The 22295-nt window shown below is 65.2% G+C and carries 26 protein-coding genes; 23 read left to right on the forward strand and 3 right to left on the reverse strand.

Features of this window, described 5'->3' with window-relative positions; genetic code table 11:
• Positions 1 to 109 precede the first annotated feature (109 nt).
• A complete protein-coding gene (locus H1S03_RS04105; RefSeq protein ID WP_185803275.1) occupies positions 110 to 790 on the reverse strand; it encodes a DUF1045 domain-containing protein in 681 nt (226 codons plus the stop codon).
• Positions 791 to 852: 62 nt separating this feature from the next.
• Here H1S03_RS04105 and H1S03_RS04110 point away from each other — a divergent pair, with 62 nt between their 5' ends.
• From H1S03_RS04110 to H1S03_RS04125, 4 genes are all read left to right on the forward strand, one after another.
• Complete coding sequence (locus tag H1S03_RS04110; protein WP_185803276.1) at positions 853 to 1998, forward strand: alpha-D-ribose 1-methylphosphonate 5-triphosphate diphosphatase; 1146 nt, start codon at positions 853 to 855, stop codon at positions 1996 to 1998.
• A 63-nt stretch (positions 1999 to 2061) separates the two neighbouring features.
• A complete protein-coding gene (gene fabD / locus H1S03_RS04115) occupies positions 2062 to 2988 on the forward strand; it encodes an ACP S-malonyltransferase (RefSeq protein ID WP_185803277.1) in 927 nt (308 codons plus the stop codon).
• Between the two features lie 5 nt (positions 2989 to 2993).
• Positions 2994 to 3731, forward strand: a complete 738-nt coding sequence (fabG, locus tag H1S03_RS04120; RefSeq protein WP_185803278.1) for a 3-oxoacyl-[acyl-carrier-protein] reductase — start codon at positions 2994 to 2996, stop codon at positions 3729 to 3731.
• 212 nt (positions 3732 to 3943) lie between these two features.
• Positions 3944 to 4177, forward strand: a complete 234-nt coding sequence (locus H1S03_RS04125; protein WP_166191965.1) for an acyl carrier protein — start codon at positions 3944 to 3946, stop codon at positions 4175 to 4177.
• Between the two features lie 197 nt (positions 4178 to 4374).
• Here H1S03_RS04125 and H1S03_RS04130 read toward each other — a convergent pair whose 3' ends face one another.
• Complete coding sequence (locus H1S03_RS04130) at positions 4375 to 4944, reverse strand: hypothetical protein (protein WP_185803279.1); 570 nt, start codon at positions 4942 to 4944, stop codon at positions 4375 to 4377.
• A 37-nt stretch (positions 4945 to 4981) separates the two neighbouring features.
• The gene (locus tag H1S03_RS17340; RefSeq protein WP_221892587.1) at positions 4982 to 5149 is read right to left on the reverse strand and encodes a hypothetical protein; all 168 of its coding nucleotides are present in this window, start codon (positions 5147 to 5149) and stop codon (positions 4982 to 4984) included.
• On the opposite strand from H1S03_RS17340, the gene fabF reads away from it, so the two are divergent.
• The 19 genes from fabF (at position 5148) to H1S03_RS04225 (ending at position 22291) form a co-directional block, all read left to right on the forward strand.
• Entirely contained in the window at positions 5148 to 6404 is a 1257-nt protein-coding gene (gene fabF / locus H1S03_RS04135) for a beta-ketoacyl-ACP synthase II (protein ID WP_185803280.1), read from the forward strand. The genes H1S03_RS17340 and fabF overlap by 2 nt on opposite strands.
• Positions 6405 to 6410: 6 nt before the next feature.
• Positions 6411 to 7571, forward strand: a complete 1161-nt coding sequence (gene mltG / locus H1S03_RS04140) for an endolytic transglycosylase MltG (RefSeq protein WP_185803281.1) — start codon at positions 6411 to 6413, stop codon at positions 7569 to 7571.
• Positions 7572 to 8068: 497 nt separating this feature from the next.
• On the forward strand, positions 8069 to 9472 hold the full coding sequence (locus tag H1S03_RS04145) for a DNA-packaging protein (protein WP_430700872.1): 1404 nt from the start codon (positions 8069 to 8071) through the stop codon (positions 9470 to 9472).
• An 82-nt stretch (positions 9473 to 9554) separates the two neighbouring features.
• The gene (locus H1S03_RS04150) at positions 9555 to 10691 is read left to right on the forward strand and encodes a phage portal protein (RefSeq protein WP_185803282.1); all 1137 of its coding nucleotides are present in this window, start codon (positions 9555 to 9557) and stop codon (positions 10689 to 10691) included.
• The gene (locus H1S03_RS04155; protein WP_166191951.1) at positions 10688 to 10933 is read left to right on the forward strand and encodes a GTA head formation protein, RCAP_rcc01685 family; all 246 of its coding nucleotides are present in this window, start codon (positions 10688 to 10690) and stop codon (positions 10931 to 10933) included. The genes H1S03_RS04150 and H1S03_RS04155 overlap by 4 nt, the downstream gene beginning before the upstream one ends.
• A 30-nt stretch (positions 10934 to 10963) precedes the next feature.
• On the forward strand, positions 10964 to 11521 hold the full coding sequence (locus H1S03_RS04160) for an HK97 family phage prohead protease (protein WP_430693141.1): 558 nt from the start codon (positions 10964 to 10966) through the stop codon (positions 11519 to 11521).
• A gap of 40 nt (positions 11522 to 11561) precedes the next feature.
• Positions 11562 to 12728 (forward strand): phage major capsid protein, encoded by a 1167-nt coding sequence (locus tag H1S03_RS04165; protein ID WP_185803283.1) that lies wholly within the window; start codon positions 11562 to 11564, stop codon positions 12726 to 12728.
• An 84-nt stretch (positions 12729 to 12812) separates the two neighbouring features.
• Positions 12813 to 13364 carry a head-tail connector protein gene (locus H1S03_RS04170; RefSeq protein ID WP_185803284.1) on the forward strand — a complete coding sequence of 184 codons (552 nt, stop codon included), beginning with the start codon at positions 12813 to 12815 and terminating at the stop codon, positions 13362 to 13364.
• On the forward strand, positions 13361 to 13702 hold the full coding sequence (locus tag H1S03_RS04175; RefSeq protein ID WP_240910336.1) for a head-tail adaptor protein: 342 nt from the start codon (positions 13361 to 13363) through the stop codon (positions 13700 to 13702). The genes H1S03_RS04170 and H1S03_RS04175 overlap by 4 nt, the downstream gene beginning before the upstream one ends.
• The gene (locus tag H1S03_RS04180) at positions 13699 to 14091 is read left to right on the forward strand and encodes a DUF3168 domain-containing protein (RefSeq protein WP_185803285.1); all 393 of its coding nucleotides are present in this window, start codon (positions 13699 to 13701) and stop codon (positions 14089 to 14091) included. Before H1S03_RS04175 ends, H1S03_RS04180 begins: the two co-directional genes overlap by 4 nt.
• Before the next feature lie 36 nt (positions 14092 to 14127).
• On the forward strand, positions 14128 to 14541 hold the full coding sequence (locus tag H1S03_RS04185; protein WP_166191939.1) for a phage major tail protein, TP901-1 family: 414 nt from the start codon (positions 14128 to 14130) through the stop codon (positions 14539 to 14541).
• The gene (locus H1S03_RS04190; RefSeq protein ID WP_185803286.1) at positions 14538 to 14879 is read left to right on the forward strand and encodes a gene transfer agent family protein; all 342 of its coding nucleotides are present in this window, start codon (positions 14538 to 14540) and stop codon (positions 14877 to 14879) included. Before H1S03_RS04185 ends, H1S03_RS04190 begins: the two co-directional genes overlap by 4 nt.
• Positions 14876 to 15067 carry a rcc01693 family protein gene (locus H1S03_RS04195; RefSeq protein WP_185803287.1) on the forward strand — a complete coding sequence of 64 codons (192 nt, stop codon included), beginning with the start codon at positions 14876 to 14878 and terminating at the stop codon, positions 15065 to 15067. The genes H1S03_RS04190 and H1S03_RS04195 overlap by 4 nt, the downstream gene beginning before the upstream one ends.
• On the forward strand, positions 15064 to 15717 hold the full coding sequence (locus H1S03_RS04200; protein WP_185803288.1) for a phage tail tape measure protein: 654 nt from the start codon (positions 15064 to 15066) through the stop codon (positions 15715 to 15717). Before H1S03_RS04195 ends, H1S03_RS04200 begins: the two co-directional genes overlap by 4 nt.
• Positions 15718 to 15792: 75 nt before the next feature.
• Positions 15793 to 16419, forward strand: a complete 627-nt coding sequence (locus H1S03_RS04205; RefSeq protein ID WP_166191925.1) for a DUF2460 domain-containing protein — start codon at positions 15793 to 15795, stop codon at positions 16417 to 16419.
• On the forward strand, positions 16419 to 17312 hold the full coding sequence (locus H1S03_RS04210) for a DUF2163 domain-containing protein (RefSeq protein WP_185803289.1): 894 nt from the start codon (positions 16419 to 16421) through the stop codon (positions 17310 to 17312). Before H1S03_RS04205 ends, H1S03_RS04210 begins: the two co-directional genes overlap by 1 nt.
• Entirely contained in the window at positions 17287 to 17742 is a 456-nt protein-coding gene (locus H1S03_RS04215; RefSeq protein ID WP_185803290.1) for an NlpC/P60 family protein, read from the forward strand. Before H1S03_RS04210 ends, H1S03_RS04215 begins: the two co-directional genes overlap by 26 nt.
• Positions 17743 to 21582 (forward strand): baseplate multidomain protein megatron, encoded by a 3840-nt coding sequence (locus H1S03_RS04220; RefSeq protein WP_185803291.1) that lies wholly within the window; start codon positions 17743 to 17745, stop codon positions 21580 to 21582. It begins immediately after the preceding gene.
• Positions 21575 to 22291: a DUF2793 domain-containing protein gene (locus H1S03_RS04225; protein WP_185803292.1), complete on the forward strand. Its 717-nt coding sequence runs from the start codon at positions 21575 to 21577 to the stop codon at positions 22289 to 22291. The genes H1S03_RS04220 and H1S03_RS04225 overlap by 8 nt, the downstream gene beginning before the upstream one ends.
• Positions 22292 to 22295: the final 4 nt, after the last annotated feature.

The following is a 22295-nucleotide window of genomic DNA, read 5'->3' on the forward strand; positions in this document are numbered from 1 at the left end:
TGGCCGACATTCGGCTTTCGTGGGGGGCAAGGTGCACCACATCGGCAACGAGGCACCCTTGACGATTGCGTGAAGGCGGCGATTGCGTGAAGGCGGTGCGGGCGCGGCTCTACCCGGTCAGTGAACAGCGGCGGACCTGATGGAACTGGCCTGCTGCGTCCTCTCCCATCAAGGTGATCGCATCCATGCTGAGCGGATCGGGAATGGCGCGGGCGGCATGCGGGGCGATGGAATCGATCACGCGGTTGGCGGTCTCCTCGTCCAACGGGCCGCTCAGCGTCATGTGAAACTGGAAATCGTCGAAGATGTAGGGATAGCCCCAGTCGAGCATCTGTGCGTCCTGCTTCGCGCTCAGGCCGGCCCTGCGCCGTCGCGCGATGTCCGCTTCGCTCAACGGGGCGCGCAGCATGTCTAGTTCGCGCACGATGGTTTCGGCCAATCTATTGATTTCGCTGGTATCGCCCGCCGGGCGAAGCGCGACGAAGCCGCTCCGATAACCCTGCACCAGACCGTTCAGCGGGGCGACGCGGGCCGCCGCGGCGAAATCGGTCACGCAGGCGATCAGATCGCTTTCGATCAGGCCCGCCGCCGGGTGGAACGGTGCCTTCAGCGTGGCGTGAAAGCCGTATCTGCGGGGCGTTTTCGTGATGGTCTGAACGTCCAGCCCGTGGGCGAAAGGATGCGCGACCGTCCGGCCCTTCGCGCTGTCCCATCCCAGCCAACGCGCGCCGAAAACGGCCAGATCGCTGCCGGGTGCAGGGGTGTAGAAAATCGCGTATCGTGCGTACATGAACATACTTCCCAACATACTCACGCAGTCCGCCGAGACTGCCAACTCAGCGTGACGCTCAAATGACTCAAGATATTCTGCTTTCAAATGCAAGCCTGATCCTGAAAGACGAGGTTATCACGGGAACTTTACACCTGCGGGAAGGTTTGATCGCCGGTATCACGCGCGGCGGCGGGGTGCCCGAGGGTGCCGTGGATTGTCAGGGCGACATGCTGGCCCCCGGTCTGGTGGAGCTGCATACCGACAATCTGGAGCGGCATCTGTCGCCGCGCCCCAAGGTGGACTGGCCCCACGGCGCCGCCATCGTCGCACATGATCGCGAGCTGGCCGGGGCGGGCATCACCACGGTGTTCGACGCGATCCGCGTCGGTTCCATCGTATCGGGCGGGCAGCGGCGCTACGGCAAGTATGCGCGCCGCATGGCGGATGAGATCATCGCGATGCGCGCCGCCGGGGCCTTGCGCATCAGCCACCACATTCATCTCAGGGCGGAGACCTGTTCGGAAACCCTGGTCGAGGAATTGGCGGAGTTCGATCCCCGCGACCGGATCGGAATCGTGTCGATGATGGATCACACGCCGGGGCAGCGGCAATTCTCGGATATGGGCAAATACAAGGATTACGTCTGCGGCAAGCACGGTCTGCCCGCCGATGAGTTCGAGGACTACGTCGCGTTCCTGCGCGGGATTCACGCGGAATACGGCGCGAAGCATGAGGCCGCGACCGTCGCCGCCGCGCGCAAGCTGGGCGCGACGCTGGCCAGCCATGACGACACCACCGCGACCCAGGTCGCCGCCAGCCACGCCCATGGCGTCACGCTGGCGGAGTTTCCGACGACGATCGAGGCGGCGAATGCCTGTCGGCAGCTCGGCCTCCTGACCATCATGGGGGCCCCGAACCTGGTGCGGGGCGGCTCACATTCGGGCAATGTCGCGGCGGCGGAACTGGCCGGGCGCGACCGGCTCGACATCCTGTCATCGGATTATGTGCCGGCCTCCCTATTGATGGGGGCGGTGCGTCTGGCGCAGATGTGGGGCGATTATCCGCGCGGCATGGCGACGGTCAGCGCGGCACCCGCGCGGGCGGTGGGGCTGACGGATCGCGGGGTTCTGGCGGTCGGGCTGCGCGCCGACGTGATCCGCTTTGCCGTGATCGACGACACGCCCGTGCTGCGCGGCACGTGGTCGGCGGGCGTGCAAGTGTCCTGAGCGCTTGCCCCCCCGTGTTACGGTGCGTAAAACATGACGCGAAGACATTCAGGGGAGGCCGACATGCGGGCATTCGTATTTCCAGGGCAGGGCGCCCAGACCATCGGGATGGGCAAGACGCTTGCCGATGCCTATCCGCAGGCCGCTCAGGTCTTTCAGGAAGTGGATGACGCGCTGGGCGAAAAGCTCTCTACCCTCATATGGGAGGGGGACGCAGAGGCCCTGACCCTGACCGCGAACGCGCAGCCTGCATTGATGGCCACGTCCATCGCGGCCATGCGCGCGCTCGCCGCCGAGGGGTTCGACCTGCAGGGTGCATCCTTCGTGGCGGGGCACTCGCTGGGTGAATATTCCGCGCTGTGCGCCGCGGGCGCGTTGAGCCTTGCCGACACCGCACGCCTGTTGCGCCGCCGTGGCACGGCGATGCAGGAGGCCGTTCCGGTGGGCGTCGGTGCGATGGCCGCACTGCTGGGGCTGGATCTGGCCACGGTCAAAAAGGTCGCGCAGGAGGCCGCACAGGGTGAAATCTGTCAGGCCGCGAACGACAACGACCCCGCACAGGTCGTCGTTTCCGGCCACAGGGGCGCGGTCGAGCGGGCTTGTGAGATCGCCAAGGCGCGCGGGGCCAAACGGGCCGTGATCCTGCCTGTCTCCGCCCCCTTCCACTGCGCCTTGATGGAACCTGCGGCTCATGTCATGGCCGAGGCGCTGGACGATGTGGACATCGCTCAGCCCGGCGTGCCGCTGATCGCCAACGTCACGGCCACCGCAGTCGATGATCCGACGCTGATCCGGGCCTTGCTGGTCGATCAGGTGACAGGGGCCGTGCGCTGGCGCGAGAGTGTGAGCTTCATGGCCGCGCAGGGCGTCACGGAGATCTGGGAGATCGGCGCGGGCAAGGCGCTGTCGGGCATGATCCGCCGCATAGACAAATCCATCGCGTGCAAGGCCGTCGGCTCCCCCGACGACATCGCCGCACTCAAGGAGTAATCATCATGTTCGATCTGACCGGCAAGACCGCCCTCGTCACGGGGGCATCGGGTGGCATCGGCGGCGCCATCGCCACGGCCCTGCACAGCGCCGGTGCGACCGTTGGGCTGAGCGGCACGCGCGAGGCACCGTTGCAGGCGCTGGCAACCACGCTGGGCGATCGGGCCCACGTCCTGCCCTGCAACCTGTCCGAAGCGGTGGAGGTGGAGGCCCTGCCAAAGCAGGCCATCGCGGCGATGGGGTCGCTCGATATCCTGGTGAACAATGCGGGCATCACCGCCGACAACATCTTCATGCGCATGACCGATTACGAATGGTCGCGGGTGATCGAGGTGAACCTGACCTCCACCATGCGGCTGTGCCGGGGCGTGATGCGCCCGATGATGAAATCGCGCTGGGGGCGGATCATCAACATCACTTCCGTCGTCGGGGTGACCGGCAATGGCGGGCAGGTGAACTATGCCGCGTCCAAGGCCGGAATGATCGGTTTGACCAAATCCATCGCGCAGGAAGTCGCCTCACGCGGGATCACCGCGAACTGCGTCGCCCCCGGTTTCATCGAGACGGCGATGACCGACGCGCTCAACGAAAAGCAGAAGGACGGCATCCTGACCGCGATTCCCGCAGGTCGCATGGGCACGGGGGATGAAATCGCGTCGGCGGTCCTCTATCTTGCCAGTCAGGAGGCGGCCTACGTCACCGGACAGACGCTGCACGTCAATGGCGGCATGGCAATGATCTAGGCCGATTTCGCAAGCCGTGCGAAAGCGTTTGCGCAACCCAACGGGTGTGCTATAGCGCGCCGCACACGGGCCGACGCCAGCCGCGCACATCATCGTGCCGGATTGTCATGTGGGCCATTTTCCGTTACGGCGGAACCATCGCCCGGTCACATAGTGAACGGGTATCAGAGCGGACGGGCCCAGCCCGCCGACCCGAAACGAGGAAGAGACATATGAGCGACATTGCAGATCGCGTGAAGAAGATCGTCGTCGAGCACCTGAGCGTCGAAGAGGAAAAAGTGACCGAGAACGCGTCGTTCATCGACGACCTCGGCGCGGACAGCCTCGACACAGTCGAGCTGGTCATGGCCTTCGAGGAAGAGTTCGGAATCGAAATCCCCGACGACGCCGCCGAGACGATCCAGACGTTCGGCGACGCAGTCAGCTTCATCAAGGGCGCGCAGTAACCCGCGACCGCCTGATGGCTTTTGAAAGGCGCGTTCCCCGAAAGGGGGGCGCGCTTTTTTTATTGTGTGTTTTCGTTTCAGTGCCTCCGGCAGGGATATTTTAAGACAGAAGAAAGGTTTGGGCGCTAGTCAGGGCGGGCGGTACAGGCGGGGACGCCGATGGCCGTGACAGGAGACGGCGTTCCGTCTGGCCGGGGCTACGGTGTGCGCCGGGCGGGACGTTGCCGCCGTTCGTGGTACGCCGGATTGCGGGAGATCGAGAGAAAGGTCTCAGGTCTGCCTATAGCTTGTCCGCCACGGTACAGGAGGATCCCCCAACGGCGGGGATCGCCCGATGGATGGCTCATCCAGGCGCGATATAATTCCCAGCCTTCGGGTGCGTCCACGTCGTGATGGGACAGCTGGGGAAAGACCTCAATGGTATGCGCCGCAGCAGTGGCCGCGAATCTGTCGCGGTTCGCAATCGAAAGCGGGTTGAGCACATCGCTTACGCTGCATCCGAGATCAGAAACGGTTGCTGACATGCCGGTTGGCCTGTCGATCCACGTCGGTCCCAGTTCGGAGATCGTGAAGTCGAACTTGTTTTGAAGGAAGGGCGGACGCGCGCCGTTGCTGACAGGAATGCAGATCTCGCGAAACAGATCGAGCGCCACCAATACCGGATCGTCCTGATACTCCTTCTGACCGCTCAGCATGGCACCAAGTGTGAAACCGCCAAGGATTGCGGCAAGGATTGTCACGCTCAGGATCAGGGGACGTCTGCGCATGGCTGGGCCTCGATATCGCTCTCGGACTATGTCGAAGTTAGCTGGCGGTGCCGGGGCCGTCCAGATCGCGGCGCTGCGCCTGATCTTCTGTCCCGAAATATCCCCGCCGGAGGCGCATGTCGCTGTCGCGCGTATCCGTCCCTTGTCGCACCCCCCCTTTGAACGCTATATCCTCCCTCAACAAAACGATGAGGAGAGCGGGCATGCGGCGAGTGGTTGTGACCGGGCTGGGAATGGTGACGCCCTTGGCCTGCGGGGTCGAGGAAACGTGGAGCCGTCTGTTGGACGGTCAGTCGGGCGCCGGTCCGATCACCAAGTTCGACGCGGAAAATCTGGCGACGAAGATCGCGTGCGAAGTGCCCAAGGGCGATGGCAGCGACGGCTCGTTCAACCCCGATGACTGGATGTCGCCCAAGGATGCGCGCAAGGTCGATACCTTCATCCTGTTCGCGATGGCCGCCGCCACGCAGGCGGTCGAGGATTCGGGCTGGACGCCGGAAGACGTCGAAGGGCAGAACCGCACCGGCGTGATGATCGGTTCGGGCATCGGCGGGTTGGAGAGCATTGCGCAGACCACGCTGTTGCTCAAGGAAAAGGGCCCGCGACGGGTTTCTCCGTTCTTCATCCCCGGCAGTCTGATCAACCTGTGCTCCGGCCAGGTCAGCATCAAATACGGCTTCATGGGGCCGAACCACGCCGTTGTGACCGCGTGTTCGACAGGCGCGCACGCCATTGGGGATGCATCGCGGCTGATCCAGTTTGGCGATGCGGACGTGATGGTCGCGGGCGGCGCGGAAAGTGCGATCTGCGAGTTGGGGATCGCCGGTTTCAATGCCTGCAAGGCGCTGAGCACAGGTTACAACGACACTCCCGAAAAGGCTTCGCGTCCCTATGACAAGGACCGCGACGGTTTCGTGATGGGTGAGGGCGCTGGCGTCGTCGTGTTGGAGGAATACGAGCACGCGGTGGCGCGGGGGGCCAAGATCTACGCCGAGGTGGTGGGATACGGCCTGTCGGGCGATGCGTATCATATCACTGCGCCGGCTGACGATGGCGACGGGGCCTACCGCTCGATGAGTGCGGCGATCGAGCGGGCGGGCCTGACGCCTGCCGATGTGGACTATATCAACGCGCACGGCACCTCGACCATGGCGGACACGATCGAATTGGGCGCTGTGGAGCGTTTGCTGGGCGATGCGGCAGCAGAGGCGACCATGTCCTCGACGAAATCCGCGACCGGGCATCTGTTGGGCGCGGCGGGCGCGATCGAGGCGATCTTCGCGATCCTCGCGATCCGCGATCAGGTGGCGCCGCCAACGATCAATCTGGACAATCCGGCGGTGGAAACGGCGCTGGACCTCGCGCCGAACGCGAAACGGGAGCGCAAGATCGATGTGGCCCTGAGCAACTCCTTCGGGTTCGGCGGCACCAATGCCTCCGTCCTGTTTCGCAAGGTCTGAAGGATCATGATGCGTTCCGTCGTCTCGAATCTGCTCACTTTCCTGATCGTGGCGCTCGTCATTGTGGCGGGCGCGATCTTCTGGGGGCAGCGGACATTTGTCGCGCAGGGGCCGCTGGAGCAGGCGATCTGTCTGCGTGTGGCGCCCGGCGATTCGGTGGCTGTGGTCGCGCAGCGGCTGGAGGACGAGGACGCGATCGTCAGCCCCGGGCTGTTTCGCATCGGCTCGAACTACACGGGCCGGACGGAGGACCTGAAATTCGGCAACTATCTGGTGCCCGCAGGGGCCACGATGGACGAAATCCTCGATACCGTGACGCAGGGCGGGGCCAGCACCTGCGGGGCTGAGATCAACTTTCGCGTCGGCGTGACGTCGATCAGCGTTGTCGCGCGGGAGCTGAACCCCACCACCGGTCGCTACGAGGAGGTCGCGGAATACGACCCCACCGCCGAGGAAGTGGTCATTCCTGAAGAATTCACCGCCCTGGTTGAGGGTGACGCCGTGCCGCGCTACCGCATCACGCTGGCCGAGGGTGTGACCAGCTGGCAGGTTCGCGATGCGCTGCAACGGGTCGATATCCTGTCCGGTGAGATCGCGCAGGTGCCGGCTGAAGGCTCGCTGAACCCCAACAGCTATGAGGTCAGCCCCGGGGATACGCGCGCATCTGTGATCGAGCGGATGCAGCGGGCGCAGGAGGATATTCTGGCCGCCGCCTGGGCGGAGCGGGACGAGGACGTGCCGGTCGAGAGCCCGGAGGAGCTGTTGATCCTCGCATCCCTGATCGAAAAGGAAACCGGGGTCGCGGCGGAGCGGGCGCAGGTCGCGTCGGTCTTCGTCAATCGGCTGCGTCAGGGCATGCGCTTGCAGACCGATCCGACGGTGATCTACGGCATCACGAATGGTGAGGGGGTGCTGGGTCGCGGGCTGCGGCGCAGTGAGCTGGATGCCTCGACACCATACAACACCTACGTCATCGACGCCCTGCCGCCGACGCCCATCGCGAATCCGGGGCGTGAGGCGATCATGGCGGCGGCCCAGCCGGACGAGACGCCGTATATCTACTTCGTCGCGGATGGAACCGGGGGCCATGCCTTTGCCGAGACGCTGGAAGAGCACAACGCGAATGTCGCCAGGTGGCGTGAGATCGAGGCGCAGCGCAACCAGTAGGCAGATTCGGTCGAGATTCGGGGTGCGGGCCATATGGCGCGCGCCCCTTTTCTTTGCGAGGAGGGTAAAAGGTTAACGTTTCGGATGATTGAATCCTATATATACATGATATTCTCAGATAAGAACGTTAACGTAAAGGTTAACAGTAAGTAAAAATGCATTTTTTGGTTGACCTATCGAACGGTCTCAGGCATAACTTGTTGCAAGCTGAAATAAGTGGGTAAGCGGCACGGGCAACCGGGGCCGCTTTTTATTTTCGCCAATAGCAGCGGTAATTTTATTCATGACATTTGAAATCGAAGACCAGCCGGGCGGGCCCGGGTGGAAGGTCGAGTGCGCCCGGATCGTATATCAATCGGTCGGGCGCGCTTTGAAGTGCCGCATTCTGCAACTCGAAGGGTCCGAGCCCGACGATAAAGCGGCCAAGGTGATTGCCGACGAGGTGCGCACGCACCGTAAGGCCCTCTTGCAACTCATGGAATATGAGGCTGAATTCGATGAACGCTATTCGACAGACGGAACCGGAGCGGCAGCACCGCTCGACCTCGACGCCGCTAGAGATGAGCTTCGTGCGCGAATTTCTAAGCTGCGCCAGCGACGCGGAGATCGAGGAGCTTCTGGACGGGCTGAGTGAAAACGCCCTGCGCTCGATCAGCTATCTGTTCGAGCTTTGGGCCATCGAGGGCCATCAGGTCGCCCCTGAAGGGGACTGGAACACCTGGATGATCATGGGCGGACGTGGGGCGGGCAAGACCCGCGCCGGGGCCGAGTGGGTGCGCGGTCTGGTCGAGGGGCCAACACCGGAGGCGCCGGGTGCGTGCCGCCGGATCGCCCTGATCGGTGAGACCTACGACCAGGCGCGCGATGTGATGGTTCTGGGCGACAGCGGGCTGATCGCCTGCTGCCCCCCCGACCGCAAGCCGCGCTGGATCGCGTCACGCCGGGTTCTGGTCTGGCCGAACGGAGCGGAGGCGCAGGTCTTCTCCGCCTCGGACCCAGAGGCGATGCGCGGCCCGCAATTCGACGGGGCCTGGTGCGACGAGCTTGCCAAGTGGAAAAAGGGTCAACACGCCTGGGACATGCTGCAATTCGCGCTGCGACTGGGCGATGATCCGCGCTGCGTGGTGACAACGACGCCCGCGCCGGGGGCCTTGTTTGAGGAGGTTCTGGGCGAGGAGGGAACCGTGGTCACGCAGGCCGCAACCTCGGCCAACACGGCGAATTTGGCGCCGGGATTTCTGAAGGCGGTGACGAAGCGGTATGGCGGCACCGCGCTGGGACGGCAGGAGCTGGACGGGGAGCTGATCAAGGATCTGCCCGGTGCATTGTGGCCCCGCGACCGGATCGAGGCAGCGCGGGTGCCTGAAACGCCCGAGTTGGAGCGGATCGTCGTCGCGGTGGACCCGCCGGTCACGGGTCGCGAGGATTCGGACGCGTGCGGCATCGTCGTTGCGGGTCTGCACCGTCAGGGGGACAGCTGGAAGGCGGTCATCCTTGCGGATCTGAGCGTGGAGGCGGCCTCGCCCCTGACCTGGGCGAAGGCGGCGATTGCGGCGCGTGACGACTGGAGCGCCGACCGGGTGGTCGCGGAGGTCAACCAGGGCGGCGATCTGGTCGAGAACCTGCTGCGGCAGGTGGATCGGAACGTCAGTTATCGCGGTGTCCATGCCAGCCGGTCCAAGCAGGCGCGGGCGGAGCCGGTGGCCGCGCTCTATGAACAAGGGCGGGTGCTGCATGCGGGCAGCTTCCCCGCACTGGAGGACGAGATGGCGGCAATGCTGCGCTCGGGCTATTCGGGGCGTGGATCGCCGGACCGGCTGGACGCGCTGGTCTGGGCCGTGACGGACCTGATGCAGGATGCGGAGGCGGTCGTGAACCGCCCGCAGGTGCGCGGGTTGTAGGGTTTCATGGATATTTGAAGACAGAAGAAAAGGGGGCCTGCGGGCTCCCTTTTCGTTTACCGGATTTTTACGGGAGAAAGCGATGCTGGGTTTGTTCAAGAGGGAAGCCCCCGAGGTCAAGGCGAGTGCCGCCGGCCCCATGGTGGCGTTTCACGGCGCGGGCCGCGCGATGTGGAGCGGGCGCGACGGGGCGACGATGACACGGGTCGGGTTCACCTCGAACCCGGTCGGGTTTCGCTGTGTGAAGCTGATCGCGGAGGCGGCTGCCGCCGTGCCCATGGTGCTGTCCGATGCGGAGCGGCGCTATGACGTGCATCCCGTGCTCGACCTGTTGGCGCGGCCTAATGGCGGGCAGGGTGCGGGAGAACTGTTCGAGGCGTTCTACGGCCAGCTTCTGCTCAGCGGTAACGGATACATGGAGGCGGTGGCCGGCGCGGACGTTCCGATGGAGCTGCATGTCGTGCGGTCCGACCGGATGCGGGTCGTGCCGGGGCGCGACGGGTGGCCGGTCGGGTATGACTACACCGTTGGGGCCAAGAAACACCGGTTCGCGGCGGATGCGATCTGCCATGTGCGGGGCTGGCATCCGACGGATGATCATTATGGCCTGAGCCCGATGCAGGCAGCCGCGACGGCGGTGGATGTGCACAACGCGGCCTCGAAATGGTCGAAGGCGCTGCTGGACAACGCGGCGCGGCCCTCGGGTGCGATCGTCTATCGCTCCGCCGAGGGGGCCGGGGTGTTGGGCGCGGATCAGTATGATCGGCTCAAGAACGAACTGGAGGGACAACATCAGGGTGCGGCGAATGCCGGGCGGCCGATGTTGCTGGAAGGGGGGCTGGATTGGAAGCCGATGGGATTCTCCCCCTCCGACATGGAATTCCAGAAGACCAAGGAGGCGGCGGCGCGGGAGATCGCGCTGGCCTTCGGGGTGCCGCCGATGCTGCTGGGCCTGCCGGGTGACGCGACCTATGCGAACTATGCCGAGGCGAACCGTGCATTCTATCGCCTGACGGTTCTGCCGCTGGTGAGCAAGGTCACCGGCGCGTTGAGCCAGTGGTTGCCCGGCATGGGCGGTACGCAGTTGAAACCCGACCTGGACGGCGTGCCGGCCTTGGCGTTGGAGCGTGAAGCACAGTGGCGCAGGGTCGCGGAGGCGGACTTTCTGAGCGAGGACGAAAAGCGTGCTCTGCTCGGACTGCCGCCGCGTGCGGTTTGACGGCGCGCGCGGCAGGCTCGCGCTATCTGTATGAACCGTTCGACGCGACGAGCGCGCGGGTCGAAACGCTGGAACGTGTGAGCGAGGAACGCTGGCTGGCGCTGGAGCGGCGGCTGGGCGGGATCGAGGCGCTGCTGGACCGGATGGAACGGCGCATGTGGATGGCCGTCTATGGCGTGGCCGGAACGGTGGCGGCGCAGGGTCTGTTTCTGGTGGTGACAGGTGAGCTGAGCATCGCCTGACAACCAATTGTTTTACAAAGGAGAGTGCGGATGACGGGATATGATCCGGCGGGAATGCTGGAAACGAAATTCTGCGGTCTGGGCGATGCGCCAGCGCTGGACGGGGATACGACGATTGCGGGCTATGCCTCGCTGTACGGGATCGCCGATCAGGGCGGTGACATCGTGCAGAAGGGCGCCTATGGCCGCGCGCTGGAACGTCTGTTCGCCAAGGGGCGCACCGTCAAGATGCTGTGGCAGCACGACCCCGCCACCCCGATCGGCGTGTGGGAGGCGGTCGAGGAGGACGGCACCGGGCTGCATGTTCGCGGTCGCATCCTGACCGAGGTTCGCGCCGGACGAGAGGCGCTGGCGCTGCTCAAGGCCGGGGCCATCGACGGGCTGTCCATCGGATATCGCACCATCCGCGCGGAGAAATCCGGCGTCGGGCGGTTGCTGCATGAGATCGAGCTTTGGGAAGTGTCCCTCGTGACCTTTCCGATGCTTCCCGAGGCGCGGGCGCAATCGAAATCCGACGATACGGAAACCGATGCGCTGGCGAACGACCTCGCGTCCTTTTTTGATGACGCGGCGGCACTGCTGGCCTGATTGGCCGTCTTTTTACCCAAGTAATTTCAAGGATGGATTGATGCACGACATCGACTGCAAATCGGCGGCGAAGACCACCGACGTGAAGGCGGCCATGACAGGCTTTCTGAGCGAATTCAAGAATTTCCAAACCGACATTCAGACCAGACTTATGGAACAAGAGAGCCGTTTGACCATGATGCAGACCAAATCCGCCCGCCCCGCCCTGTCCGCCGCCGCCGAGGTCGAGGTGCCTCATCAGAAGGCGTTCGCGGCCTATCTGCGCTCGGGCGATGATGACGGCCTGCGCGCGCTGGGGGTTGAGGAAAAGGGCATGTCCACCCAGGTCAGCGCCGAGGGTGGCTATCTGGTCGATCCGCAGACCTCGGCCACGGTGCAGAGCGTTCTGCTGGGTGCGGCTTCGCTGCGCTCCATCGCGAATGTGGTGAATGTCGAGGCATCCGCCTTTGACGTGCTGGTCGATCACAACGACACCGGCGCGGGCTGGTCGGACGAGACGGCGAATGCGAGCGAGACGGGCGCACCGCAGTTGGAGCGTATCTCGATCCCGCTGCACGAATTGTCCGCCATGCCCAAGGCATCGCAGCGTCTGCTGGACGACAGCGCGTTCGACGTCGAGGGTTGGCTGGCGGGCCGCATCGCGGACAAGTTCGCGCGCGCCGAGAGCGTGTCGTTCATCGCGGGCGACGGCGTGGGCAAGCCGCGGGGCATCATGAGCTATGCCAATGTGGCCAACGATGTCTGGGCGTGGGGATCGCTGGGCTATGTCGCCACCGGCACCGATGGGGATTTCTCGATCGCCGATCCGGCGGATGCCATCGTCGATCTGGTCTATTCGCTGGGCGCGCAGTATCGCGCGAATGCCAGCTTCGTGATGAACTCCAAGACTGCCGGTGCCGTGCGCAAGATGAAGGACGCGGACGGTCGCTTCCTGTGGTCCGACACGCTGGCGGCGGGTGAGCCTGCGCGCCTGATGGGGTATCCGGTGCTGATCTGCGAGGACATGCCCGACATCGCGCTGGACGCGACGGCGATTGCCTTTGGTGACTTCGCCAATGGCTACACCATCGCGGAACGTCCCGATATGCGCATCCTGCGCGACCCGTTCTCGGCCAAGCCGAACGTGCAGTTCTTCGCGACCAAGCGCGTGGGTGGCGATGTCAGCGACTTCGCCGCGATCAAGCTGCTGAAGTTCGCAGCCAACTGAAACGCGACTGACTGACTGAGTGAATTGGAGGGGCCTGCGTTCGCGCGGGCCCTTTTTGTATCCGACGGGGCGGGAGAACAGCCGATGATGATGACGGAACGCAACGGACCGGCGCGGGTGCCGGTGGAGATCCGCGATTTCGCGGACCACCTGCATCTGGGCACCGGGTTCGAGGATGACGGCGCGCAGGATGCGATGCTGGAGATGTATTTGCGCGCGGCAACCAGCGCCGTGGAGGCGCGCATCGGCAAGTCGCTAATCACGCGCGGTCTGCGCCTGATCCTGACCAACTGGCGTGAGGCTGGCCAGGGCGTGCCGGTCGCGCCGGTCGTGGCGTTGGAGGAGGTTCGCGTCGTCGATGCGGCGGGCCATGCGCGCACGGTTCCCAACGTCACGCTGCGCGTCGATGCGCATCGGCCCGTGCTGCTGGGGTCGGTTTCGGTGCCGGAGAGCGGTCAGGTCGAGGTGGACTTCACCGCCGGTTACGGCCCCGATCCGGCGGATGTGCCGCCCGATCTGCGCCATGCGGTGAAGCTGCTGGCGGCGAGCTATTACGAGAACCGCTCCGGCGGGCAGGACCATTGGCCGTTCGGCGTGCTGGCATTGCTGGATGCCCATCGCCCGGTGCGGCTGTGAGCGGGTCGGCCCCGGTGCTGGACCGGGAAATGGTGCTGGAGGCCCGCGCGATGACGCCCGACGGCGGCGGCGGGTTGATGGAGGGGTGGCAGGCGCTTGGCACGCTGTGGGCCGCGATTGAGCGTCCCTCGGCCCGGCTGGTACGTGAGGGGGCGCTGGAAGTGTCCACCATCAAGGTGCGGATCATTCTGCGCGCCGCGCCCGAAGGACGGTCCCGCAGGCCAATTGCAGGCCAGCGGTTGCGCATGGGGGACCGGGTGTTCCGCATTCTGGGCGTCGCGGAATATGACCGCGCGGCGCATTACCTGCAACTTTGGGCAGAGGAAGGTGGCGCATGAGCTACGCATTTTCATGGCCGCTGCAACAGGGCCTGTACTGGGCGTTGAGTGCCGCGCCCGAGATCACCGATCTGGCCGAAGTGCTGGACGCGACCGCGGTTCCGACCTCGAACGAGTATGTCTCGATCGGGGAGGAACAGGTTCGGGAACGCGGGCCGGATCTGACCCAACATGACATCGTGATCGAGGTGCATTCGGCGGCGCAGGGCTTTTCCCGCGCGAAGCTGGTGGCGGCGGAGGTGGGGCGCATTCTGCTGCACACGCCGCCGGCGGTGACCGGTGCCACGGTGACGGATCTGCGGTTCCTCAAGGCGCGGGCGCGCCGGTCGCGCGGCACCGAACGGCGGCTGATTACCCTGACGTTCCGGGTTCTTCTGGACGCGAACTGATCCTTTCAAGAAACTGTTTTATAAGGAATTTTCAATATGGCCACTCAGATGGGCAGAGATCTGCTGATCAAGATCGACATGACGGGATCGGGCGGATTCGAGACGGTGGCGGGGCTGCGGGCCAGCCGCATCTCGTTCAACGCGGAAACCGTCGATACCACCACGCTGGACAGCACGGGCGGCTGGCGCGAATTGCTGGGCGGCGCTGGCGTCCGCTCCGCCGCGCTGTCGGGCTCCGGCGTGTTTCGCGATGCGGACACGGATGCGCGGGCGCGGCAGATGTTCTTTGACGGGGAGGTCCCGGACTTTCAGGTCGTCATCCCCGATTTCGGCATCATCGAAGGGCCGTTCCAGCTGACCGCGATCGAGTATTCGGGGGAGTATGACGGTGAGGCGGTCTATGAGATGTCGATGGCCAGCGCCGGGGCGCTGAGCTTCGTCGCGCTATGAGCGCAGGCGGAAAGAAACGCGGTTCGGGCAAGGCGCGCCCGAACCCGCATCGGGGGGAGGTGGCGCTGACCCTCGATGGCAAGGTGCATGTGCTGCGGCTGAGCCTGGGTGCCCTGGCACGGCTGGAGGCACGCCTGGGCGCGGACAGCCTGACAGATCTGGTCGCCCGGTTCGAGAGCGGCACGTTTCGCGCCGCCGATCTGGTCGCCTTGCTGGAGGCGGGCGGCGCACCGGCGGGCAAGCTGGCCACCGCCACGGTCGAAGGTGGGCCGTTGGAGGCCGCAAGGGTTGCCGCGCGTCTGCTGCGACTGACCTTTGCCGGTGTGCACCCCGAATGATCGACTGGACCGCGTTGCTGCGGCTGGGCCTTCACGGGCTGCGGCTGACCCCCGACCAGTTCTGGGCGCTGACCCCTGCCGAGCTGGCGCTGATGGCGGGGCTGGATCCGCAGGCCGCACCTGCGATGGCACGCGACCGGCTGGCGGAGCTGAGCGCATTATACCCTGATGAAAGGCGATCCGAATGAGTGAAATCAACGAAGTGCAGGAGCTGTTCGCGGAGGTGGACGCCTCCATCGCCTCGACCGAGGCGGTGGTGGAGACGTTCCGCCGTGAACTCGATTCCACCGGGCGGTCGCTGGAAAGCGCCTCGGCCGGGGTGGCGGGGCTGGACCGGGCGATGGGCAAGGGCCTTCGCGGGGCGTTCGACGCGCTGATCTTCGACGGGGCCCGAGCCTCGGACGCGCTGCGGCAGTTGGGGGCGAGTATCTCGTCCTCGCTCCTGGATCAGGCGCTGAAGCCGGTACAGAACGCGGTCGGATCATCGCTGAGCGGGCTGGTGCAAAGGGGCCTCGGCGCGATGATGCCGTTCGCGGAGGGCGGGGTCATGTCGGGCGGGCGGCCCACGGCCTTTGCCAAGGGGGGCGTTGTCAGCGGGGCCACGACCTTTCCCATGCGCGGCGGCATGGGCCTGATGGGGGAGGCCGGACCCGAGGCGATCATGCCCCTGACCCGTGGCGCCGACGGTGCGTTGGGGGTCAAGGCAGCGGGGGGCGGCGGTTCGGTCAACGTGACGATGAATATCTCCACCCCCGATGTCGAAGGATTCCGCCGCTCACGCACGCAGGTCGCGGCGGAGATGTCGCGCGCCCTGTCACGCGGCAAACGCAATATGTGACGCCGCCCGCGCGTCGAAAGCGTGCCGCAGGGCGCGTGCCCCCCCCAAGAATTGAATATTGAATGGAGTGAGCCCATGAGCTTTCACGAGGTACGGTTTCCGGTCAGCGTCAGTTTCGGATCGACCGGCGGCCCCGAGCGGCGCACGGAGATCGTGACGCTGGCCAGCGGGCACGAGGAGCGCAACAGCCCCTGGGCCCACTCGCGCCGTCGCTATGATGCGGGGCTGGGGATGCGGTCGCGCGATGATCTGGAGGTTGTGATCGGCTTTTTCGAGGCGCGGGCCGGGCGGCTGCACGGGTTTCGCTGGCGCGACTGGTCGGATTGGCGCACCGCCCCCTCGGACCGGGCCATCGAGCCGTTCGATGAGGAGATCGGCGTTGGTGACGGTGTCAGCGCGGCCTTTCAGCTCAGCAAGACCTATCTGTCGGGGCCGACATCCTATGTGCGGCCCATCGAGAAGCCAGTGGAGGGAACGCTGCGTCTGGGCGTGGGGGGCGTGCAGGTCTTTGACGGGTACGCGCTGGATACCGCGACGGGCATCGTCAGCTTCGACACGCCACCGCAGGACGGGGCCGTCATCACCGCCGGGTTCGAGTTCGACGTTCCGGTCCGCTTCGACACGGATGTGATCGAGGTGTCCATGGGCGGTTTCGAGGCGGGGGAAATCCCCTCCGTTCCTATCGTGGAGGTGCGGGTCTGATGCGCGATATTCCTCAGGAAATGCAGGCACGGCTGGACAGCGGTGCCACGACGATGTGCCGGTGCTGGCTGGTCACGCGCAAGGATGGCATGGCGCTGGGCTTTACCGATCATGACCGGGCCTTGTTGGTGGATGGCGTCCGCTACGAGGCAGACAGCGGCCTGAGCGCGGGTGCGCTGGATCAGGCAACGGGTCTGAGCGCGGATAATGGCGAGGTGCTGGGCGCGTTGAGCGCGGATGCCATCCGCGAGGTGGATATCGCGGCGGGGTTGTATGACGGCGCCGAGGTGCGGCAGTGGTTGGTGGATTGGCAGAGGCCGGATCTGCGGATCGCGCTGTTCACCGGCCGGATTGGAGAGATCAGGCGCGGGCAGGGCGCGTTCGAGGCGGAGCTACGCTCGCTGGTCGATGACCTGAACCGCCCAGTCGGTCGCGCGCTGAACCACGATTGCGACGCGACGTTGGGCGATGCGCGCTGCGGTGTCGATGTGACGGACCCTGCCTGGTACACCGATGGCACCGTCGATGCGATCGAGGGCGACGGTGCGTTGATCGTCGATGGGTTGGCCGGCTACGCGCCCGACTGGTTTGCGGGGGGTGTGGTGACCTGGATCAGCGGCGCGAATGCCGGGGCCAGGTCCGCGATCCGGCACGACACCACGCGCAACGGCGTGCGCCTGCTGGGTTTGCGGACCGGAACGGCCTTTGCGGTGGCGGCGGGCGATACGTTCAGTGTGCTGGCCGGTTGCGACCGGCGGGCGGAGACGTGTCGCGCCAAGTTTGACAACTTCCTCAACTATCGCGGCTTCCCCCACATTCCGGGGGAGGACTGGATGACATCCTATCCAAATCAGGGGGAGGTGCATGATGGCGGATCGTTGCGCAAGGGCTGAGCAGGTTGTGGCCGAGGCGCGGACCTGGCTGGGCACGCCCTATCAGCATCAGGCCAGCGTGCGGGGGGCCGGGGCGGATTGCCTCGGCCTGATCCGTGGCATCTGGCGTGAGATCATCGGGGGCGAGCCGGAGGAAATGCCCGGCTACACCCCCGACTGGTCCGAGGTCGATCGGGTCGAACGTCTGCACGAAGGTGCGGCACGGCATCTGATCCGGGTGGAGCCGCCCTATCAATCTGGCGACGTGCTGCTGTTTCGCATGAAGGGGCAGGCGGTGGCCAAACACTTGGCGATCCTGAGCGATGCCGCACCCGGCGCGCAGCGGATCATCCATGCCTATTCGGGGCATGGGGTCGTCGAAAGCCCGCTGGGCCCCGCATGGGCACGGCGGATCGTGGCGGGGTTCCGCTTTCCGGCAGGGAGAATTTGAATGGCGACGCTATTATTGGCTGCCGCAGGCTCCGCCATTGGTGGGGCTGTGGGCGGCACGGTCATGGGATTGACCGGCGCGGCGATCGGGCAGGCGGTGGGGGCGACCATCGGCTCGATGATCGATCAGCGCATCATGGGGGCCGGTGCCTCCACCGTCGAAACGGGGCGGCTGGACACCTGGCGCGTACAGGGTGCGCAGGAGGGCACGGCGCTGCCCTATATCGCGGGCCGGATGCGGCTGCCCGGTCAGATGATCTGGTCCAGCCGGTTTCTGGAAACGGTCAGCAAATCCTCCGGCGGGGGTGGCAAGGGGTCCAAGCCCAAGGTCACCCAAAACTCGTACAGTTATTCGGTCAGCTTCGCGCTGGCCCTGTGCGAGGGGCGCGCAACGCGCATCGGGCGCATCTGGGCGGATGGCAAGCTGGTGGACCAGTCCGAGGTCGAAGTGCGCTTCCATGACGGATCGGACACGCAGATGCCCGATCCGGTCATCGCCGCCGTTGAGGGGGTGGACGCAGCGCCTGCCTATCGCGGCACGGCCTATGTCGTCTTCGAGGGGTTGGAGCTGGCGAAATACGGCAACCGGATTCCGCAGATCAACGTCGAGGTTTATCGTCAGCCGGAAAGCGACGCGCCGACCCTGCGCGACAGGGTGCAGGCGGTCGCGCTGATCCCCGGCACAGGCGAATATGCCCTCGCGACGGAGCCGGTAAGCCTGGTTCACGGGCCCGGCATCTATGAGACGATCAACGTCAACAACGACACAGGCGCTGCCGACATCACGCTGTCGCTGGATCATTTGCAGGGGCAACTGCCGAATGTCGCCTCGACATTGCTGGTGGCCAGCTGGTTCGGCAGCGATCTGCGCGCCGGGCAGTGCGAGATCACGCCGGGGGTGGAACAGGTGCTGTCCGAAGGCGACAGGATGGCGTGGCAGGTCAGCGGGCTGAACCGCGCCGAGGGACACCAGATCAGCAAGACCGGGGATCGTGTCAATTACGGTGGCACGCCTGCCGATGCCGCAATCATCGAGGCAATCGGCACGCTGCGCGACCGGGGGGTGGAGGTGACCTTTTACCCCTTCATCCTGATGGATATTCCGCAGGGCAACGGCTTGCCCGATCCGGCGGGGGCCGCGGAACAGGGGGCGTTTCCCTGGCGTGGCCGTATCGCGGTCGAGGCGAACGGAACCGCGGCGGCCGAGGGTGAGATCGCGGCGTTCTTCGGTCCTGCCACGGCGCAAGACTTCACAATCGTGGGCGATACGGTGCGCTATGCGGGCAGCGATTTCGGCTTCGCCCGGATGATCCTGCACTACGCGCATCTGTGCAAGGCAGCGGGCGGGGTGGCGGCGTTCTGTGTCGGGTCCGAGATGCGGGATCTGCTGCGCACCCGTGATGACACGGGCGCCTATCCTGCCGTGGCGCGGATGATTACGTTGCTGGCGGAGGTGCGCGCCGTGCTCGGCCCCGATGTGAAGCTGAGCTATGCTGCCGATTGGTCCGAGTATTACGGACATCATGACGGTGACGATGTGATCTATCACCTGGACCCGTTGTGGGCAGATGCGAATGTCGATTTCATCGGGATCGACAATTACATGCCTCTCAGCGACTGGAGGGCGGGCGATACCCATCTGGATGCACAGGACGGGTGGGAGGCGATCCACGATCCTGCATACCTCAAGTCCAATATCGAGGGGGGCGAGGGCTATGACTGGTATTACGCCACGCAGGCCGATCGTGTGGCACAGTTGCGCACGCCGATCGTGGACGCAGCCTATGGCGACGATCACGTGTTTCGCTACAAGGACATCCGCAACTGGTGGGCTCGGCCGCATTTCGACCGGCCCGGCGGGGTCCGCTCGAACCTGGAGACGGCGTGGGTTCCACGCTCCAAGCCGATCTGGTTCACCGAATTCGGCTGCCCCGCCATCGACAAGGGGACCAACCAGCCCAATGTGTTTCGCGATCTGAAGTCGAGCGAGAATGCCGTGCCCTATTTCTCAACCGGGGCGCGGGACGATTTCATCCAGCACCAGTACATCAACGCCGTGCTGGATTACTGGAACGCGCCCGAGAACAATCCGATCTCCGAGATATACGAGGAGCCGATGCTGCGCATGGACCGTGCGCATGTCTGGGCGTGGGATGCACGGCCCTGGCCGGACTTTCCCAATCGTGTCGGATTATGGTCCGATGGGGTGAACTTCGCCACGGGTCACTGGATTTCCGGCAGGCAGGAGATGGCCGTGCTGGCGGATGTGGTGCGTGAAGTGTGCGCACGCTCGGGCGTGAGGGCGGTGGAGACGGGGCGTCTGTATGGCGGTGTTGCGGGGATGGAGATGCGCGACGGACAGTCCGCGCGGGCCGGTCTGCAACCGTTGATGCTGGCCTATGGCTTCGACTGTCGGGAACGCGATGGTGTGCTGCACTTCTTTAGCCGTGACGGGTTGGTGGATGCGGATCTGGGCGATCTGGATCCGGTTGAGGACAGCGGGCCGCAGAAAGTTCGCGGACCGCTGGATGAACAGCCGGACCGGGTGCGGTTGCGCTACATCCAGTCGGATCACGATTATCAGAGCGGTTCCGTCGAAGCTGCGCTGCGTGCCGGGGCGCCTCTGCGTGCGGAAACTGCGGAGTTGCCCATCGCGCTGGGCGCGGGGCAGGCCAAGTCCATCGCGGAGCGTTGGCTGGCGGAGGCCGTTGTCTCTCGCGATGGGATGCAGGTTTCGGTGCCTCCGTCATTGCTGGCGCTGGAGCCGGGCGATGTGATCGAGCTGGACGGTCTGAACTGGCGGATCGACCGGATCGAGGAACGCGGGGCGCGCAAGCTTGACGCGATCCGGGTGGAACCTGGCGTCTATGCCTCCGCCTATCACCCGGATCGGTTGTTCGATGCACCGGGTCTGGTCGGTGCCGGGCCGGTGTTGAGCGAAGTGCTGGACCTGCCGCTGTTGCGGGGGGACGAGGTGGAGCACGCGCCCTATGCCGCCGCCGCCGCGACCCCGTGGCCGGGTCCGGTCAACGTGTTCCTGTCGCCATCGCAAAGTGGCTATGAACTGGCCGGACAGATCGTGCGACAGGCAACCCTCGGCGTGCTAAGGGCACCCTTGCCTACCGCGCGCACCGGGGTGTGGAGCGGTGGCATCCTGCGTGTGGAGTTGAGCCACGGTACGTTGGAGGGTCGAACCGCCGAGGCGGTGCTGGACGGGGCGAATGTCGCGGCGCTGCGATACGGCGATTCCGGCGATTGGGAGGTCGTGCAGTATCGCGACGCCAGGCTGGTGGGTCCGATGACCTATGAGTTGAGCGGATTGCTGCGCGGTCAGGCGGGCACCGAGTTCGTCATGCCAGAGGCCTGGCCCGAAGGCACGCGGTTCATCGCCCTGGACGGCGCGCCGGTGCAGATTGATCTGCCGTATTCTGCACGTGGACTGGACCGCTATCTGCGGATCGGGCCGGCTTCACGCAGTGTGGACAATGCCAGCTACACTACGGAGGTTCATGCCTTCGACGGGGTTGGCCTCAGGCCATATCAGCCGGTGCATCTGCGAGGCCGGGGCACGGCCGAGGGGCTGGACGTCAGCTGGATTCGCCGCACCAGGATCGACGGGGATCTGTGGGCGGGGGGCGATGTACCCCTCAACGAGGAGCGCGAGGCCTATCTGGTCACGATCGAGAAGGCCGGCACCGTAGTCTTCAGCAAGGAGGTGACAGAGCCACACGCTTTGCTGGACGCCGCCGATCTGCCAGCGGCCCCCTATGACATCACGGTCGGGCAGATCTCTGCCCGGTTCGGTATCGGACCCATTGCAAGGATGACACGACATGACTGAGACCACGTATTTGGGTCTGCCGTTGGTGCAGGCCGCCCAGGCGCAAAAGCACGTGACCGTAAACGAGGCGCTGACCCGGCTGGACGCGATGGTGCAGCTTCGCCTGATGGCGGTCGATGCGGTGACGCCGCCAGCCGTCGCGGCGGAGGGCGCGGCCTATGCGCTGGGCACGGCACCCACAGGGGACTGGGCCGGGCAGGGCGGACGCATTGCCGTGTCGCTGGATGGGCTATGGCACTACGTTTCCGCCGCTGTCGGGTGGCAGGCATGGGACATCGCATCCGGTGTTTCGCGTCGTTTCGACGGCACGAATTGGGTCGAGGTGGGCGCTACGACCACCCCCGGCGGGGCCTATACGCGTGATGAAGTGATCGAATTCGATCAGACCCTGTTGGGTGCTGCGGTGTCCAGTGACTTGCCGATTCCGGCCAATACGCAAGTTCTTGGCGTTTCGGCGCGTGTGATCTCAACCCTTTTCGGTTCCGGATTGACGGGGTGGCAACTGGGGGTCGCCGGGTCGGAAAACCGCTATGGCTCGGGTCTGGGAACGGCGCTCAATTCCTGGGCGCAGGGTCTTACGGGGCAGCCTGTCACCTATTATTCCGACACGTCCCTGGTGCTGACACCCGAGGGCACGGCGGAGTTCGCTGGGGGTGTCGTGCGGCTGGCAATTCATCTGTCCCGGATCGAACCGCCAAGGGCCGTGTGAACAT

The organism is Pontivivens nitratireducens, assembly GCF_014235845.1.
Classification (GTDB): domain Bacteria; phylum Pseudomonadota; class Alphaproteobacteria; order Rhodobacterales; family Rhodobacteraceae; genus Pontivivens; species Pontivivens nitratireducens.